We start from the raw sequence: 16,874 nt of genomic DNA, 5'->3' as shown, positions 1-16,874 counted from the left end.
TCGATCTCCTTCCTTACCGCAGTAGTTCCGGGAACGGCATCGCGCTGTCGGGACGCATCTGGGCGAACCGGTCCCCGCACCGCGGGCACCGGTTCACCGACACCGTCGCCGCGGACGACACGGCTCCCGAGATGAGGCTGAACGTGCGCACGGTGCCCCCGATCCCGGTGGTGCCGGCTGCGATGTCGGCGAGAGCGAGTTCCAGGAGGCCGGAGGCGACGGCCAGGTGCAGCGGGCCGAAGCCCTCCGGCAGGCCGGTCAGCGCCGCCTCCATGTCGTACGGGTGAGCCGTGCCCGCGTGCTGGGCGGCGCGCTTCCGATAGCACGCGTAGCACGCCGTGCGGCCCGGAACGACGGCCGGCCCGCACACGATCTTGGTCGACAGCAGCTGGAGTCCGACGGACGGCGTGCCCTGCTCCGCGCAGATCCGGTCGACCTCGTCGCGGAGCTCGGGGGCGCTGCCGGAATGCACGGGGACGACGGCATCCGCGTGCGGCGCCACGCCGCTCACGAAGTCCTCGAAGGAGACCCGCTGCTCCGCGGGGACACCACGGTGCTCCATGAGCTTTCGGCCGAAGCTGTCGCGTACGAGGTACAGGCACCGCGGACGGGGATCGGGCGACATGCTGCTCTGCTCCTTCTTCTCGCTCATGCGAACGCCTGCGGCTCGGGGTTGAGCGCGTCCTCGGCGTGGCTCGTGTGTCCCATGGCATGGGGCGCCTTGTACAGGCGCGGCGTGCCGAGGTAGCGCTCGCCGTGCACGAACGACACGGGCATCGCCTCGGGCACGAGCACCTTCACCGCCCGCATGCCCACTTGGCGCGCCTCGTCCGTGGTGATGTCGGCGACGAGTACCTCGGCGCCGCGTGACGCGAGCCGGGAGACCACGGTGTCCAGCAGGTCCGCCTCCGCGGACAGGCTCGGCATGCCGTCGAGTCCGTACGCGGGGCGTTCGCCTTCCAGCAGGAAGTCGAAGACCTCTCGCCGTTCTGATGACGCGTTGTGGACGGCGCCGCCGACCACGCTCACCTGGGAAAGGTCGGGTTCGCGCCCGTCGTAGGCGGATACGTACCCGCGCAATGCCACGCGCAGGGAGGACAGTTCGCGGTAGATCTTGCCCAGAGCACCCTCCGGACGGACGTCGCACGTGGCGGCGACGATCTGGGCGAGCGTGGGATCGGCGTCGGCGAGCTGCACCGCGTAGATCACCGGGACACCGAAGTCCGTCGTCGCGTCGAACAGCCTGACTCGTAGATCCGTCGAGGTGCCGACCCGGTGCAGCGCCCGTGTGCCGGCGCTGAGCTGTTCCGGGTCCACGACCAGCTCGGGCAGTCGCAGCCGCTGGAGCCAGACCAGCGCGATGGAGTCCCGCTCGACGACCTCCAGCAACCCGCCGAGCACGGCGGCCCGTACGTCGGAGTGCACCGCGGCCCCGGTCGTGATGCCGCGGGTGAACTTCTCGGACTCCGAGAAGTAGGGCATATGGAGGTATACAGAGATCGCGGGGACGAGCACGGGCACCTGTCGGGTGAGCGACCACGCGCGGACCCAGCGGATCGGGACGGACGGGTCGTACTCGCTCAGTCTGCAGTCGTCCCGATCCAGCTCCGTGGGCGAGCACCTGGGCCACCGCGACGGCGACGCGAACTCCTCGGTGAGGTCGTTCTCAGCGGCGACCACCATCTCGCCGTCGTCCCACGCACACGTGGAGTACCGCTCGAGCGCCTCCGCGATGGAGAGCAACTTGGCCCGCTCGGGCGTGAGTCCGGTGCCCGCGCCGTCGGAGTTGCCAGTGTCCTCGTCGGCGGCCCACGTCCGGAGGTTCGAGAGGGCGCGGGATGGGACGCCGAGGTGCGACAGATGGACCGCGAAGGGCGGCTCGCCCTCGCGTACCGGCAGCGGTGAGGTGCGCGAGACCAGTCCGTACGGCGAGACGAGTTCCTCGAGACGGCGCAGCTCGTCGGGGATGTACTCATGGTGCCTGTTCACGTGCATGTGGATCTTCTTCCTGCGGTCGTGAGATCTGCGAGCCCGGGCCGCGTCACTCGACAGCCGCCGAGGGGACCGCCGCCATGGTCTTGGCGAGGTCGTCGAGGCCGTCCTGGAGCTCCTGCATGGACTTTCCGCAGACCTCTTCGTTGGCACGTGCGATGACGTAACAGAAGACGTATCGCTCCGCCAGGCTGAAACCGAGCGAGTACAGGCCGCTGTACAGCAGGCTGGTCTGCAGCCGGAAGGCCAGGAAGTCGGCGTCGCGGTGCATCAGGCGGTCCAGCTCCGGACTGGGCGGCGTGTGGAACCGTGTGGGTTCGACCGGAGCCCCGCGCTCGCGCACGAGGTCTTCGAGGGTGTAGCCGGCGTTGACGATGGAGCCGTCCAGAAAGGTTTCAGCCAGGTGGCTGGATTGGGACGTGATGAGCTCCGTCCATTTCTGCACCGGCGTATCATCCGCCAGGTCTACGTTCGGGTCTCCACACGCCTCGATGAAGGCTCGAATGGTCGGTCCGACCTGTTCGTAGAACCGCGCGCAAGCGGCTTCGAAGGACTCCGGATCCTTGGTGCGAAGATAGACCGCCTCGAAATGCGATCGGTAGCTCAGTAGGCGCAGCGACAGCAGGTCGCGGAGTTCGTAACCGCCAATACTCCGCTGCGGAGACCTCAATAGAGTCGCTCTGGTATGCGCGGCCATAAGGCGGAGGGCGCCGAGTGCTCTCAACAGCGGACGCCCTTCTTCCGCTGCATGGTTCAAGAACGAGACGAGGGCGGGTGCGGCCTCCTGGAAGAGTCGCTGAGAAGAGGCGGAGAATCCGCTTCCGCTGAACCCTGCATTCCACATCGGTGACGGGACCACCTCTCGCGGCACCTCGTCGACGCGCGCGACACACCCGTACTGTTGGGCGAGACTCTGCAGCTCGTCGCGTATGGAGTCGGGATTCACCACCTCATCGATGCTGATCTGAAGGGTGTTCGCGCCGACCTGCCCGTCGTGTGTGCGGACGAAGTAGTAGGGGCCGTGGCCTCCTACCCGCTCTGGCGAGAACAGTGCCCGAATGAGTGGCGCAAAAGTATCGGTGTATTTTGCGCCATCGGGCTGCGGGATGCCGGCGAAAAGATGCACGAAGTAGCCCCCAGATTCGAGCCGACGCCAGGTATGCCGTCACATGATCTTGAACCGACTGTAACTCGAATGGTCAAGTCCGAGGGCATCCAATGTGTTGTGATCTACGTCACCCGGTTGCTGGTTGCCGAAGATCGATTGCCGGAGTTAGGTTCGAAGTGCATCGACGAAAGGAGGTGAAAGCAGTGGAGCAGCAGATTGAGCTCGACGTCCTCGAGATCTCGGACCTCATCGCTGGCGCTGGTGAGAACGACGACCTGGCGCAGGTGATGGCCGCCTCGTGCACGACCAGCAGCGTTTCGACGTCTTCTTCGTCGTCCTCGTCCTGATTAAGGGACTAGGAAATAGTTGAGCCACCGTCGAGGTGCACCTCGACGGTGGCTCAATTTAATTCTGACGCTTTTAATTGAGTATCGAGAAATCAAGTCGTTCTCGGCGGCGCGCCAAGGCAAGGGTGTCGAACCGCTCGGAGCGGCGCCAGGGCCTGCGTCAGGGCGGGGCCAGAGCGTGCGCCGCCGGTCAGCGGAGACCTGATCGCATGGTTGCGCACGCGAACCGGCCGGCTCAGAGGAATGATCGGCGGGATCCGTGGGGCAGGCCCCCTTCTTCGTGGCCCGGCCCCGGCGTCCGCCCGCCGTGGTGAACCGGGCCCGCGTGACGAAGTTGGGGGATACCCATGGATGTGAACATCAGTCCGTATGTCGTCTACAGGCGGAGCCGGCTTCCGCTGGGCGAGCTCGGAGGGATGTCGTTCACCACCGCCTGGTCGCGCATCGATGAACTCCATGGCCTGCGGGCGGAGATCCGTGACCGTGCCGTCGGCCTGGCCGAGCGTCTCGGCGAGGCCGTGCCCACGCTGGGCAACGACGTCAGGACCCACCTCATCGGGGTGCGGCGCGACGTGCACAATCTGCGGCACGACCGGGTGGTGGCACGGCTGGAGCCGCTTCGCCCGCATCTGGACGCTGAGTTGTTCGACGAGGTCGAGAGCTGGTGCGGACTCGGTCTCCGGGCCGCGCAGTGCGAGCGAGAGGGCGGTACGGAGCTCGACCGTGAGATGGCCCAGGCCGCCGACGGCTTCCGTGCGCTCTTCGAGCACGATGCGATGGCCCGGAGCATCCAGCTCTCCGGCGACCGGCTCTACCGCGGCCTGCGTGACTTCGTAACGGGCGATGCAGAGGCCACCCTCAAGCCGAGCAAGGCCAGACTGCGGGAGTCGTCCCTCGTCAACTTCGCGTACCGGGCGAGCTTGAAGCCGTCGCCGTTCGGACGGTTCACGGAAATCGGCGCCTTCCGCCCGGATGCTCCGGGCGATCGGGGTGACCTGGTCACGGTGGGCTCCGGCCGCCGCGAACAGGAGCCGGACGAGTCGGTCACGACGCTGAACCGCCTGCTCGTGAACTGGGTGCTCGCAGCGGTGCCGCGGGTACCGGGTGGCCTGGAATCCGGGCACTTGGTGCTGAACTCGACCCTGCGGGCCGGCGACGAGTCGATCGAGTTCATCGGTGTCGCGCCCGGGTCCCGCGAGGACGGGAAGATCCCCTCGGAGACGGTACTGCGCATCCGCCGGGAGGCGATCTTCAACGCGCTGCTCGTGGCGATGCCCGACGGCGCGGCGCCGGCGGCCCATGTGCTGCGCGAGCTCACCGCCGTCACGGGCAGGGAAGTGGTGAGCCGGGAGGTCGCGCATGGTCTGATCAGGGCTGGCACCCTGTTCTTCCGGCCAAAGATCGACGATCACGACCCTGACTACGCGGCGAAGCTGGAGGAGACGCTCGCCGACGGCGGCACGGGGGAGATGGCGGCGCTGCGCGGGCACTTCTCCGAACTCCGGCGACTGGAGGTGGACTTCGCCGCAGCGGCCGCCGGGGAGCGCCAGAAGCTGCTCGACTCGGCCTACGCCGCGATCGACAGGATCGCCGGGCTGTGCAAGGTGTCGCCGCCCCCCGAGGACGTCCTGAAGTCACCGGTCTTCGAGGACACACCCGCCTCCACGGCGCCCCAGGCGTGGAGCCTGCCGACGGTGCAGCAGAGCATGCCCGCCCTGACAGGTCTCTGGCGTCTGGCCGCGATGATGGACAACGGCCAGGTGAAGCGGCTCGGCCTGCACGCCTTCGCGATCCGTGTGCTCGGGGAGCGCCGCAGCATGCCCTTCATCGAGTTCTTCCAGGCGTTCTCGTCGCTGACCGACCAGGAACAGGCCGACGTGTTCATGGGGCGTGAAGTGGAGGCTGCCGGGCGGTACATGACACAGCGGGCGGAGGCCCTGCGCACGATCCGGGAGCGGCTTGTGCCCGGGGACGGTGCAGTGCACCTGGACCCGACGGACATCGAGCGGGCCTGCGAAGGGGTGGAGGACCTCCTGTACACCGAGTCGGTGACCTTCCGGGCGCAGTTCGCCCGGGGCGTGCTGCCGGACCGGGACCGGACGCTCGTCGTGAACGGTCTGCTGACCGGCTACGGCGTCTACTTCTCACGGTTCGGATCTTTCGTCAAAGGCACCGGCGACTGGTCCCTGCCGGCAGCGCAGCGGGCGCATCTCGCCGACCGGTTCCCCGGCCAGGTCGACCTCAACTCCGTGCTCGGGTTCAACTTCAACCTGCACCCCTCGGTGACGCGGCGGGTCGTGAACTACCCAGGTGCGGTGTCGCTCGGCGCCGACCGGACGGTGTACACGCTGAACCGCCTGGAGGTCCGTGCGGAGCCCGGCTCCAAGTCCCTGCGTCTCTGGGACCCGGAGGCGCAAGAGTTCGTCGACCTCGTACCCATGAACTTCATGACCCCGGTCGGCGTGCCGCTTCTCTACCGTCTGCTCGAGGCGCTCTCCCCGTCCAACCGCTACCTGTGGAAGCCACTGGAGGACATCCAGGACGCCGGGGGGCCCGTGGCGTACAGCGACACCGCACCGCGCCTCCTCGTGGGTGACGTCGTGGCGGAGCGCAGGTCCTGGAATGTGACCGCCGCCGACATTCCCATGCTCCAGGATCTGAGCCGGGACTCGTTCGACGCCCTCGTCGCCTTCGACGCGTGGCGCCGGTCCCGGGGCCTTCCCCGTCACGCCTTCGTGCTGTGCCAGACGCCCGAGGAGCGCGACGTGATGGCCGGGCGCAGCCGGAAGGTGACTCGTCAGTGGTCGGACTACGCGCACCTGCGTCGCGCCAGTGTCCACAAGCCGATGTACGTCGACTTCCGGAACCCCTTCCTGGTCCGGAGCTTCGCGAAGTCCGCGCTGTCGCGCGGCGATGTGCTCGTGTCCATGCGCGAGTGCCTCCCTTCGGTGGACGACTACGGTCCTGACACTGGCTGGACCGCGGCAGAGGAGTTCTTCATTGAACTATGCACAGACAAATAGTGGGCAGGCAGGGACGCGTGAGTGGCGGGTGGTGCACATCCACGTTCCGCACTCACTCCACACCCCCTTCCTGTGTGACGTGGTCGACCCGCTTCTCCGGGCCGAGGGGCTCCGGGACGACTTCTTCTTCCTCCGCTACTGGCAGGGCGGACCCCACCTGCGGTTGCGGATGCTCTGCGGCCCCGGGGCCGGATCGGCGGAGGCGGCCGAACGGGTCGTTGCGGGTCTGGCCGGCGCCATGCCGGAGTTCGGGGCCGAGGTGCGGGAGGAGTACGCGCTCGGGCTCGCGATGCAGGACGAACTTGCCCGGCTGGAGGGGGAGATCCCGAGGGAGGGCCGGCCCGTCGGCGCCCTCGATCGGGTGCCCTATGAGCCGGAGCACCGCAAGTACGGGGGGCCGGAGGGGGTGGAGATCGCCGAGACCGTCTTCCGGAAGTCGTCGGCGGCGGTCCTCGACCTGTTGGGCCGGCAACCGCGGGCATGGGTCGAAGAGCGACGGGCCCCGATCGGGGAGGCCGCGAGAGTCATGGCAATGTCCCTCCACGGGGCGGGCTTCGACCCGGAGGCCGCGACGCTGTTCCTGCGGGACTACGAGGACTGGTGGCGCACGTACGCGCCGGAAGTCATGCAGCGTGCCTGGCCGCAGCTGTACAGCAGTGCCTCGGCCCGGCTCGCCAAGCTGTGCAACGCGATCTGGCGTGGTGGTGCCACGGACGACGTGTTCCACGAGATCAGCGCGGAGGCCACCGCCCATGCCCGTTCCCTGTGCGGTGCGGAGCCCGACGGCGACGCCCGCGACCTGCGTCTCGACGGCACTCCGTACTCGGGCTGCCTCTCGAACTACGTGCACACCACTAACAACCGCCTCGGGCTGGTCCCTGCGGCCGAGGGGCTCGTCGCGTACCTCGTGCGCCGAGCGCTCGCAGAGCTGCCCGAGTAGGCAGCGGGGCGTGGTGGCCCCGGCGTCGAACGACCGTGAAGCCTCCGGCCTGGCAAGGCTCCCTGCCCGAGCCGCGCCGGCCGGAGGCTCACGGTGTCTCAGCAGGTCACCGGAAGTCTGTGAAGGCCGTACACGCCCATGCTGTCCTTGAACGGCAGTTCCGAGACCGGGGCGGCGGGCTTCAGGCCGGGAACCCTGGCGAGGAGGGCGTTGAACACGACCTCCAGCTCCACCTTGGCGAGGTTCTGGCCGATGCACTGGTGGATGCCGTGGCCGAAGGCCAGGTGATGCTTGGCGCCGCGCTCGAAGTCCAGACGCTCCGGATCGGAGAACACCGACTCGTCGTGGTTACCCGAGGCGCTGAGCCCGATGACGCCTTCGCCCGCGCGGATCAGCACCCCGTCGATCTCGATGTCGGCTGTCGCGACGCGGGAGGTCACCTGGTCGGCGATGCTGAAGTAGCGCAACAGCTCGTCGACGGCCTGCGGGGCCAGACCCGGGTCGGCCTTGAGCTTGGCCTGCTGGTCGGGATTCTCCAACAGGGCCAGGACGCCGAGAGAGATCATGTTCGCGGTGGTCTCGTGACCGCCGACCAGCAGGACGTTCGCGATCCCGACCAGTTCTCCGTGGGTGAACGTGCCGGTCTCGCGGTTCTTCACGACGAGCCTGCCGAGCAGGTTGTCACCGGGATCGGCCTCCTGTGCGGTGACCAGCTTGTCGAAGTATTCGTGGAGTTCCTGATGGGCGGTGTTCCGCTCCTGCGGGTCGGCTTCGACCGAGACGAGCTGCTCGGTGCGGCCCTGGAAGAACTCTCGGTCGGCGTACGGCACTCCGAGCAGTTCGCAGATCACCAGGGACGGGACGCGGAGGGCGAGCGCCTCGACCAGATCGACAGGCCCCTTCCGGGTGAGCAAGGAGGTGATGCACTCGTCCACGATCTCCTCGATACGTGGACGCAGTCGCTGCACCCGCTTGGCGGTGAACTCCGAAATCAGCATCTTGCGCTGTGCGGTGTGCACAGGGGGGTCCATGGCGAGCAGCACCGGTCGCAGCTGTTCCATGACTTCCGTCGGCACGTCGAAGTGGAGCGGATAGCCGGGGTGGGCCATATTCGAACTCACATCAGGGCTGGCGAGCAACTTCCTTATGTGCTCGTGTCGGGTGAGCAGCCAGGCGGTTCGACCCGAGGCCAGTGTGATTTTGCTGATGGGCTGCTCGGCGCGCAGTGAGGCGTACTCCCGTGGCGGGTGGAGCGGGCAGGTACGGGGATAGGGGAAGGAGGTTTCTTGACGGTCCGTCATGGTCTGTCTCCGTTGTTGATTCAAGGGAATCGACTTGCGACTCCATCCAAGCGGATGGGCCACTTCGTTCGTGGCGGCGCAACGGAATGAGTTTGAACTCACGCGGTTGCGCACGGCAGATCGCGCGCGTCTTCATTTCGGGTGGCTCCGCGCCTGTTTCGCTCCAAGGAGAACAGGTCGCCTTCGCGGAGATCCGGAACGTTTTCTTCCGGGTATGGGTGGCGTGAAGGCGCAATCGTGCGCCGCATGCTCCGAGTTGCGAAGAGTATGCTTCACGGTGTCGATGGCAGCTCTACGCTCAGGGGGTTCGAGGTATGTACCTTTCGATCGTTATGTGGGATCTGAAGAAGTCGGAGGCCACCGTGGAGAGCCTCCGGGAATATCTGCGGGACTATGCCGTGGATGCCTACTCCACAGTGGAAGGCATGCGACTCAAGGCGTGGTTCTCCGACGTCGATCGACAGTTGTGGGGCGCGGTCTACCTATGGGACAGGGCAGACCAGATGCCGGGCTTGTACGGCGTCAGCCGCGTGGTCGAACTCATCGGTTATCCGCCGACCTCGGTCGGCGGCTTCGCACTTGAGGCGATCGCCGAAGGGAAGAGCGCCCACGAGACGCTGGCCGGCCTGGGTGTCGCTCTGGAGGGCGGGGCGCCGTAACCGGAAGTGCCTGTGCTAGCGTCTCCATCGTGGCCAGTCAAGATGTTATTATCGAACGTTCCGATCCTGCGGTACAGCGAATCATCGATGTCGCGAAGCATTCGAGGTCCGTCGTACGGACCGTGCTGATCGAGGACGTCGAGCCTCTTCTGCAGAGCATCCACGCCGGAGTAATGTTCATCGAGGTCTACGGCATTGACACCACGCCCCTGCCGGCCGACCTGCTCGCCGCATGTGAGAAGCGCGAAATTCCGGTCCGGCTGCTCGCGTCGGCGATCGCCAATCAGGTTTTCAAGGCCGAGAAGAAGCCCAAGGCCTTCGGTATCGCCAGGGTCCCGCGGCCCAGCCGCCTCGAGGACCTGGCCGACAAGACCGGTGACATCGTCGTCCTCGACGGCGTGAAGATCGTCGGCAACATCGGGGCCATCGTGCGGACCGCGTTCGCGCTCGGAGCCTCGGGTATCGTCCTCGTGGACAGTGATCTCGACACCGTAGCGGACCGGCGTCTGATCAGGGCAAGCCGGGGATATGTGTTCTCTCTGCCGATCGTCCTTTCGCCACGGACCGAGGCGCTCCGCTACTTCCAGGACAGCGGCATGCGGACGATGGTCTTCGAGGCCGATGGGGATCTCACCGTCGATGATCTCAACGCTATCGACGAGCGGATCGTCCTCATGTTCGGCAGCGAGAAGGCGGGCCCGTCGGACGAGTTCTCGAGTGTCGCAGCCGAATCAGTGTCGATTCCCATGAACCCCGCAGCTGAGTCGCTCAACGTCTCCGTGTCGGCCGGAATCGCGTTGCACGGGCGAGCGCGCCGGAATCTCTCCGCGTCTCCTACGGCGTAGACCGGGCCGTGGGTGCAGGCGGGGCAGTCGCAGGTTTCGGGGCCGTGCGGCTCGGGGTGTGACGGTGGGATGCACGGCAAGGCAGGCACCGGCTCCGTGACCATTGTGGTGTCCGGAGCCCGATGATCACGAGCTTGTCGTGCACGCAACCGTATCCTCTCCCATGCCCGCCGTGGGCGCGCTCGTCCCCATGACTCCTGCGGGGTGGCACCCGGCATCGGCCGCGTGCCACCCCGTTCTCCGTCGGGGACCCTGTGCCTCCCCGGTTTCCGTGCCGGGCCGGGTTCAGGGCAGGGTCGGGACCTCGCCGCCGTCCGCGTACGCCAACGTCACCTCGGCCAGACTCCGCAACCGTTCCCGGGCGACGCGGTCGACGACGCCCGGGCCCGGCGGCGACTGGCCGAGACCGATCGCCCACCGAGTTGGGCCGAACGCGAACGGGCGTGGCCACGCGTGGGCGGCCGGAGCCACTTCCTCGAGGTCGGACAGCACGGCCCGCATCCGGCCGCGCACCTGCCCCTCGTCCGCGCCGGCCCCGGCGGTCAGCACCGCCCACGCCGCATGCCTGCGGTGCAGCGGGGGAGGGGCGAGCAGGGTCCCGACCGGGTCGCCTGCCTCCAGCAGCTCCCAGGCCCGGAACAGCTCCTGGGCCAGCAGCTCACGGAAGCCGGGGCCGGCCTGCGCGGTGCAGGAACGGACCGGCTCGGTCGGGGTCAGCACCGCGGGCTCGCTCCAGTCGGCCACCGCCCAGGTGGCGAAGAACCTGCGCAGCAGTTCGGCGGCGGGAAGATCCCCGGCCTCGCGCACGGTACGTGCGGCCAGCAGCGCCCACGCCAGCCCGGGCAGCCCGCCGTGCGGGGCCGAGTCCAGCCCGTGTGCCCTCGCCCACGCCTTGACCTCCCGGGCCAGCCGCCGGAACGCCTGCCGGTGCGGGCCCGCCAGGTCCAGTACGGCATCGGCGTCGCTGACGGCGCTGAGTGCGACGGCGGCGGCCTCGCCCAGCTCGGCCCTGCGAGCGACGGCCTCGTCCGGGTCCATCGGTCCGGTGGACACCAGGACGAGGTCGACCGCCAGCCCGCCGACCCGCAGCCGCAGGCCCGGTACCCGCGCCCCCACCACTTCCCGCACGTCCTCCGCCTCCGGCAGGGCCTCGGTGAGCCGGGTCCGTACCTCGTCCGGTCCGGTAGTCCCCGGCAGGGCGGCGACCAGGTCGAGGTCCGCGCCGGTCAGCGCACAGCCCATGCGCCGCGAGCCGGCGAGATGTACGACGCCGTCGGACAGCGCCCCGGCGATGCGCTGCGCGGTGTGTCGGGCGTGCGCCGCGCGGTCCCGGTCCTCGGCGGTCGGCGCGGTCGCGTCGCTCTCCTCGGGCTCCCAGTGCACCTCGCCGGTGCCGAGGGCGACCCTCGCCCGTACCCGCATGGGCTCGTCACCGCGCCGCGACAGCAGGACGACGTCGCCGACGCGCGCCGTCAGGCTGCCGAGCAGTGCCTCGCAGTGGGCGGCGAGTTCGTGCGCACGGTGTGTCCGGCCGAGGGAGAGGCGCGGGGTGAAGCCGTCGGTGCGGCCCGTGCAGCGGGGGAAGCGCTCGGCCAGCGCCTCGTACAGCCGGTCCCACGGCTCCGCTCCGTCCGCCGCAGGGTCGAGCCAGAGGGTGGAGTCCTCCCGGTGCCGGAAGCTGCGCACCCCTTCCAGGCGCGCCGTGAACGGCGGCGTGTCCGAGACCGCGGCGGACAGCAGCGGCGCCGCCCGCTCGAAGTCGCACTCCGGTACGAAGCCGAAGAGCACGTTGACGTGCGGCGGCCAGCGCCGGATCTGCCGGTCGTGCTCACGGCGGATGTGCTGGATCGGGGGCCACAGTTCGTCCGGCGGGAGCCAGGCGACGGCCGTCCGGGGCGTGGGCCGGACGGCGAGCACCCCGGCCGGCCCGTCCGCGCCGGTGCCGAGGTCCGCGCCGGCGCTCGCCAGGGAGCCCCCGTCCGCGTCCGTCGTCCGCGACGCGTCGGGAGCCACCCCGCTGCCGGACCCCGACGCCGGGGTGCTGCCCGCTCCCTCCGTCCTCCGGGCGCCCGGCACCGGTTCCCCGGGGCTGAGGTCGGCCACGACGCCGTAGTGGTCGGACATGTACAGCCCCCCGGGTGCGGGGGTGTCGCCGAGGAGTGCCGCCGCGTCCACCCGCAGCCCCTCCGATCCGACCAGCACCCGGTCGAGCCGGGCGGCCCGGCCGCTCCTCGACGAGACCGCGGCCAGCGGATTGACGCCGGGGTCGAAGGTCGGTGTGCTGTCGGCCGGTCCGTGCGCCTCGGTCCAGGCGTCGCGCAGCCCGAGCGCCGTCGCGGGCAGGTCCCCGCCGTCGTTGAAGTCCCCCAGCAGCAGTACCTCGCCCTCGACGCCCGCGAGGGCCTCGGCCAGCCGGCCCAGCTCGGCGTCCCGACGGGCCGGCCCGTCCTCCGAGTGGTCGCTGCTCAGATGAGTCACGGCGACGGTGGCCGGGCCCCCGGCGGTCTCCACCACCACCGCGGCGACGGCCTTGTGCGGGCCGAGGGGGTGGAGGGCCGCCTCACGCACGGGCAGTCGGCTGAGCAGCAGCAGGCCGCACTCTCCGACGTCCCTTCCGCCCGGGTCGGTGCCCAGCGTGTACGACTCCCGTACCCAGGGGGCGGCGAGCAGCATCGCGAGCAGTTCCGCCTCGACCTCCTGGAGCGCGATGACGTCGGCGTCGGCACCGCGCAGGGCGGCCAGCAGGAGCGGTCTGCGCCGGGCGGTGTCGATGCGGTCGCGGTCGTACCGGTCCCACAGCGTGTTCCAGGTCAGTACACGCAGGCCCGCGGTGGCCGGTGCGGGCCGCCGCGCCTCGGCGGTGGTCCCGGGCTGGTCGCCCCACACGTACGGCGCCCAGCCGTGCGCCGGGTCCCACGCGTAGGGTGTCCGGGCGGCGAAGAACGGGGCGCGCAGCCTGCGGGGGTCCCGGACCCGTCCGGCGCCGGTCGCGTCGATCCGGTCCACGCCCGCGGACCGGTCCCACACCACCTCGCCGTCCGCCTCGAAGAACAGCACCCGGTGCCAGGGGATCTCCCCGGAGGGGTCGAAGTCGTCCAGCCGTAGCCGCTTCGGCGCGGCGGCGCGCTGGTGGATGCCCATCACGAAACGGGCCGGGTCGAAGCGCGGGTCCCAGCGGACCCGGTGGTAGATCTCCTCGCTGGTACGCACCTACGCCTCCTCCTCGATCGTGCCGCCCGCGCCGATGTACCAGGTGCGGTGCGCCTGGCCGGGGTACGGGGGCACGTACCGGCGCAGCTGCGCGGTGAGCACCTCCGCCGGGACCGGGTGGGGCCGCCGTTCGTTGCGCCGGACCAGTTCGTCCTCGTCGACGAGCGCCACCGCGTGGGTGACGAGGGCGTCGCGGCGGCGGGCGACCGTGTGGACCAGGGACCGCTGGTGCGGGTTGAGGGATGTGGCGTCCCATACCACCGTCGCACCTTCCGCGAGCGCGGTGCCGAGCCGGTCGAGGCCCCGGCGGAGGACCTCGCCGTTGGCGCTCTGGTCCGCGCGGGCGCCGCGGGCCTCGCGCAGGGCGTCGAGCGAGACGTACGCGTCGACGCCTCTCAGCGCCCGTGCGAAGGTGCTCTTGCCACTGCCGGACGGGCCGACCAGGTGGATCAGTCGCGGGAAGTCCCCGGAGCGCCGGCGCCAGGTGGCCGCGACCGCCTCCTCGACGGTTCCGACGCGGCCCAGCGCGTACGCCTCCCGGGCCTCGCCCAGGCAGCGCGCCGCGGCCTCCGGGTCCAGTCCGGCGAACGCCTCCCGCAGCGGACCGATCGGACGCGCCTCCTCGGCGTGCAGGGCGGACCACTCGACCTGCTCACGGGCCGCCGCGTCCGGGGCGGCCGCGGCGGCGACGGCGTGCAGCGCGTCCAGGCCGACGGCGTACGACATCCGCAGCAGCCCGGTCCGGCGCTGCTCGTCGGGGTAGGGGCGGTGCAGTCCGGTGTGCAGACCGACGAGATCGGCGACGCGCCGGGCGAGCGGAAGACCGAGCGGCCGGGCCAGCCGGCCGGCGAGCGTCCCGCGGTGCCGCGTGTGCAGCAGCCCGGCGAGCACGCCGGCGAGCCGTTCGTCCCCGGTGCCGCCGAGGCGCGCGGCGACGTCGCAGGCGGCCCGGGCGTCGCCGTCCGGCAGTCCGACCGCCTCGAGCAGGGCGGCCGGGTCCGGTGCCGCCCCCGACCGCACCGCCCACAGCGCGGCGGCCGGTGCCAGCCCGTTCGCCACGACGGCGGTGTGCATCCAGTGGGTGGAGGTGCGGACGTGCCCCGGCCGGACCCATTTGGCGACCCGGTGCCGGAACTCGTCGGCGGCGAAGCCCCCGGCCGTGCGGACGACGTACCCCTCGTGGCGCTCGGTGTCGACCTTCAGCCGCCGCAGGACCCGCTCGTCGAAGACCCCGCGCCACAGCACGCGCGGTACGGGGATCCCGAGTCCGCGCAGGAAGGCCGCGCCGCTGTCCCAGTCCAGGCAGCGGCCGTCGCCGTCCCAGACGGAGAAACCGTAGAACCAGCTCTCCAGGTCGTCGTAGGCGAGTGAGTGCCGGGCGTACATGTTCTCCCCGCACACCCGCCACCCCGCCGGGATCCGGTCGCCGATGCGGCCCTGGAGCGCTTTCACCCAGGCCCGCGACGGATGGTGCGCGGAGTCGGGGGACCGTGCGTGCAGCCCGTCGCCGTACAGCGTGGTGTTCTCACCGTCGAGCTTCTCGGTGACGACGACCTCCCTGCCGTACAGCGCGGCGAGGTCCCCGATCCGTACGTCGTCGCTCGACGCGCCGGGCGACCACGGCAGGTGCGGCGTGCGCGGATAGTGCGTACGCGCCGGATGCCGGCCCATGGTGTCCGTCCCCCCGTCCCCGTCCCCGTCATGCGGTGCGACGCCACTGTAGGCGGGGGTACGACGGTGCTCGACCCAAATACCCCGGGGTGGACGCCCGGTTGAGCGGCGGGGAACCGGTGGGCGGGGCCCGGGGTGCGGCGGCGGCCCCGCCTCGTCCTGCGGCCGGGGCCTTCCCCGGTCAGCCGGCGCCTTGCCCGTGCGGGCGATCTGCCCCTCGTGCTCCGGATTCCCGCTGGTGCGGGCCGTGCCCCACATCGAGCGGCCGGCGGGCGAGGCGCAGAGGATCGCAGGCGTGAGGGAGCGTGAGGGAGAAGGAGGCCGGTCCGCCGCTGCTTGTATCCTCCGCCTGGTCGTGGAATGTCCACGACATGGGCACGGTGTGCCCGGACCAGGGGTGGGGACCAGTGGGAACGAGTAGGCCGGAGAACCGGCCCGGTGACGAGCCGTCGGTTTCGGACGAGGAGTGGGCCGAGTTCCTTCGCACGGCAGGGGAGGGCGGGCGTGACGCGCCAGTGGAGCCGTCGGCGCGAGCACGCATGGTGACCCGGCGGCTGAGGGCGGGGGAGAGCACTGCCGGGCGGGCGCACCGGTGGAACGAGCGGCCGCGGAGGCGCCGGCGGCTCGCGCCCGTCATCATCGGGGTGGCCGTCCTGGCGCTCGCCGTCGTCGCCGTCCGGCCGGAGCTGGTCGTCGACCGGCTTCCGGGCGCCGGGGGCGGTTCCGGCACGGACGGCGCGCCGCTCGCCGCGGAGACCGCGCGTCCCACGGCGGCGCCCTCCGGGGAGCTCTTTCCGGACACGCCGACCCTGAAGGAGCCGTTCCGGGGGTCGCCGGCGGTGGACTGGGCGGACGGGGCGGCGGGGATCGAGGTGCCCGAGGCCAGGGCGGTCGGCGGGATGAGCAGGGACCAGGTCGCGCATGCGCTGCGCAGCACGAAGGAGCTGCTGGTCGCGTCGAACCTCGATCCCGCGACCCTCAGGGGTGAGCACCCGGTGAAGGCCCTCCGGCTGCTGGACCCGCTCCAGAAGGACGGCCACGGTCTGATGGAGAAGGGGCTGCGCGAGCCCCGCGAGGACCAGGACCCCCTGTGGCTGCTCAGCCGCTTCGACCCGGCCGAGGTGCGGGTGGTGGGTGACGCGGTCAGGACCCGCGGGCGGCTGACCTTCGCCAAGGGCGACCGAGACGGCTCCGTCGAGGTCAAGGCCGACTACACCTTCGTGTACCCCCTGGTGGAGGCGGAGGCGGGCGCGGACGAAGTGGCGCGCACGATCGTCCGCAGGGAGCTGACGGTCGCCCTGTACGACCCGGCGGGGACGGTGACGACGCCGGGCAGGCTGGTCGTGGTGGCGTGGAAGTCGACCACCGGGAACACCGACTGCGCCCGGGACGGCGACGGGTATTTCCACCCGCAGTTCCGGGCGGACCAGGTCCCCGGCCCCGAAGGGTCCGGCCCGGCCGTGGATCCGTACGACCGCAGCAAGGACCTCGACGCCCTGCCGCAGGAGTGCGGAACGGTGACGCGTACCTGACGGGTTGCCGCGCCGCACCCGCCGCCCGGCGGGCGCGGCGCGCCCGCCGGTGTGGACGTCGACGGAAGGCGGGGGGCCTCGCGCGCGAGCGGGTCCGTGGCCCCGCGGAAGAGCCCACCCCTTCGGGGCGAGGGTCGCCGCGTACCGGGAAGCGGCCGGGCGCACGGTGCCACGCCCGGTGGGTGCGGGCAGGGTGGGACGTCAACAAGGCTCCGGCGGCGGTACGTTGGCTTCGATCGTCCGTTC

12 protein-coding genes are annotated in these 16,874 nt (G+C 70.5%); 6 read left to right on the top strand and 6 right to left on the bottom strand.

Annotated elements, in window-relative coordinates; all coding sequences use genetic code 11:
- Window positions 1-13 precede the first annotated feature (13 nt).
- Genes FEF34_RS15225 through FEF34_RS15215 form a run of 3 tightly spaced genes read right to left on the bottom strand, consistent with a single transcriptional unit; the run spans window position 14 to window position 3,118 of the window.
- Window positions 14-652, bottom strand: coding sequence for a TOMM precursor leader peptide-binding protein (locus FEF34_RS15225; RefSeq protein WP_138053673.1), 639 nt, complete (start codon window positions 650-652; stop codon window positions 14-16).
- Complete coding sequence (locus FEF34_RS15220; RefSeq protein ID WP_138053672.1) at window positions 649-1,995, bottom strand: YcaO-like family protein; 1,347 nt, start codon at window positions 1,993-1,995, stop codon at window positions 649-651. The genes FEF34_RS15225 and FEF34_RS15220 overlap by 4 nt, the downstream gene beginning before the upstream one ends.
- 46 nt (window positions 1,996-2,041) lie before the next feature.
- Window positions 2,042-3,118 (bottom strand): hypothetical protein, encoded by a 1,077-nt coding sequence (locus FEF34_RS15215; protein ID WP_138053671.1) that lies wholly within the window; start codon window positions 3,116-3,118, stop codon window positions 2,042-2,044.
- 185 nt (window positions 3,119-3,303) lie between these two features.
- Here FEF34_RS15215 and FEF34_RS42840 point away from each other — a divergent pair, with 185 nt between their 5' ends.
- The 3 genes from FEF34_RS42840 (at window position 3,304) to FEF34_RS15200 (ending at window position 7,410) form a co-directional block, all read left to right on the top strand.
- Window positions 3,304-3,447, top strand: a complete 144-nt coding sequence (locus FEF34_RS42840; RefSeq protein ID WP_094030676.1) for a thiocillin/thiostrepton family thiazolyl peptide — start codon at window positions 3,304-3,306, stop codon at window positions 3,445-3,447.
- A gap of 347 nt (window positions 3,448-3,794) precedes the next feature.
- Window positions 3,795-6,470 (top strand): lantibiotic dehydratase, encoded by a 2,676-nt coding sequence (locus FEF34_RS15205; RefSeq protein WP_138053669.1) that lies wholly within the window; start codon window positions 3,795-3,797, stop codon window positions 6,468-6,470.
- Window positions 6,361-7,410: a lantibiotic dehydratase C-terminal domain-containing protein gene (locus FEF34_RS15200; RefSeq protein ID WP_138053668.1), complete on the top strand. Its 1,050-nt coding sequence runs from the start codon at window positions 6,361-6,363 to the stop codon at window positions 7,408-7,410. The genes FEF34_RS15205 and FEF34_RS15200 overlap by 110 nt, the downstream gene beginning before the upstream one ends.
- A 98-nt stretch (window positions 7,411-7,508) precedes the next feature.
- Here the strand turns inward: FEF34_RS15200 and FEF34_RS15195 are convergent, their stop codons facing one another.
- Window positions 7,509-8,711, bottom strand: coding sequence for a cytochrome P450 (locus FEF34_RS15195; protein WP_138053667.1), 1,203 nt, complete (start codon window positions 8,709-8,711; stop codon window positions 7,509-7,511).
- A gap of 314 nt (window positions 8,712-9,025) precedes the next feature.
- Between FEF34_RS15195 and FEF34_RS15190 the strand changes: the two genes are divergently transcribed.
- Window positions 9,026-9,370 (top strand): hypothetical protein, encoded by a 345-nt coding sequence (locus FEF34_RS15190; RefSeq protein WP_138053666.1) that lies wholly within the window; start codon window positions 9,026-9,028, stop codon window positions 9,368-9,370.
- Window positions 9,371-9,399: 29 nt separating this feature from the next.
- Window positions 9,400-10,215, top strand: coding sequence for an NshR/TsnR family 23S rRNA methyltransferase (gene nshR, locus FEF34_RS15185; RefSeq protein ID WP_138053665.1), 816 nt, complete (start codon window positions 9,400-9,402; stop codon window positions 10,213-10,215).
- 285 nt (window positions 10,216-10,500) lie between these two features.
- On the opposite strand, the gene FEF34_RS42835 is transcribed toward nshR, so the two are convergent.
- Both FEF34_RS42835 and FEF34_RS15175 read right to left on the bottom strand, forming a co-directional pair.
- Window positions 10,501-13,425, bottom strand: a complete 2,925-nt coding sequence (locus FEF34_RS42835; protein WP_234042407.1) for a poly(A) polymerase — start codon at window positions 13,423-13,425, stop codon at window positions 10,501-10,503.
- On the bottom strand, window positions 13,426-15,096 hold the full coding sequence (locus tag FEF34_RS15175) for an RNA ligase family protein (RefSeq protein WP_138053664.1): 1,671 nt from the start codon (window positions 15,094-15,096) through the stop codon (window positions 13,426-13,428).
- A gap of 407 nt (window positions 15,097-15,503) precedes the next feature.
- On the opposite strand from FEF34_RS15175, the gene FEF34_RS15170 reads away from it, so the two are divergent.
- Window positions 15,504-16,628 (top strand): hypothetical protein, encoded by a 1,125-nt coding sequence (locus tag FEF34_RS15170; RefSeq protein ID WP_138053663.1) that lies wholly within the window; start codon window positions 15,504-15,506, stop codon window positions 16,626-16,628.
- Window positions 16,629-16,874: the final 246 nt, after the last annotated feature.

It is taken from the genome of Streptomyces marianii (assembly GCF_005795905.1).
GTDB lineage: Bacteria > Actinomycetota > Actinomycetes > Streptomycetales > Streptomycetaceae > Streptomyces > Streptomyces marianii.
The sequence above is the reverse complement of the archived record's forward strand: the minus strand, read 5'-3'. Positions and strand labels throughout refer to the sequence as shown.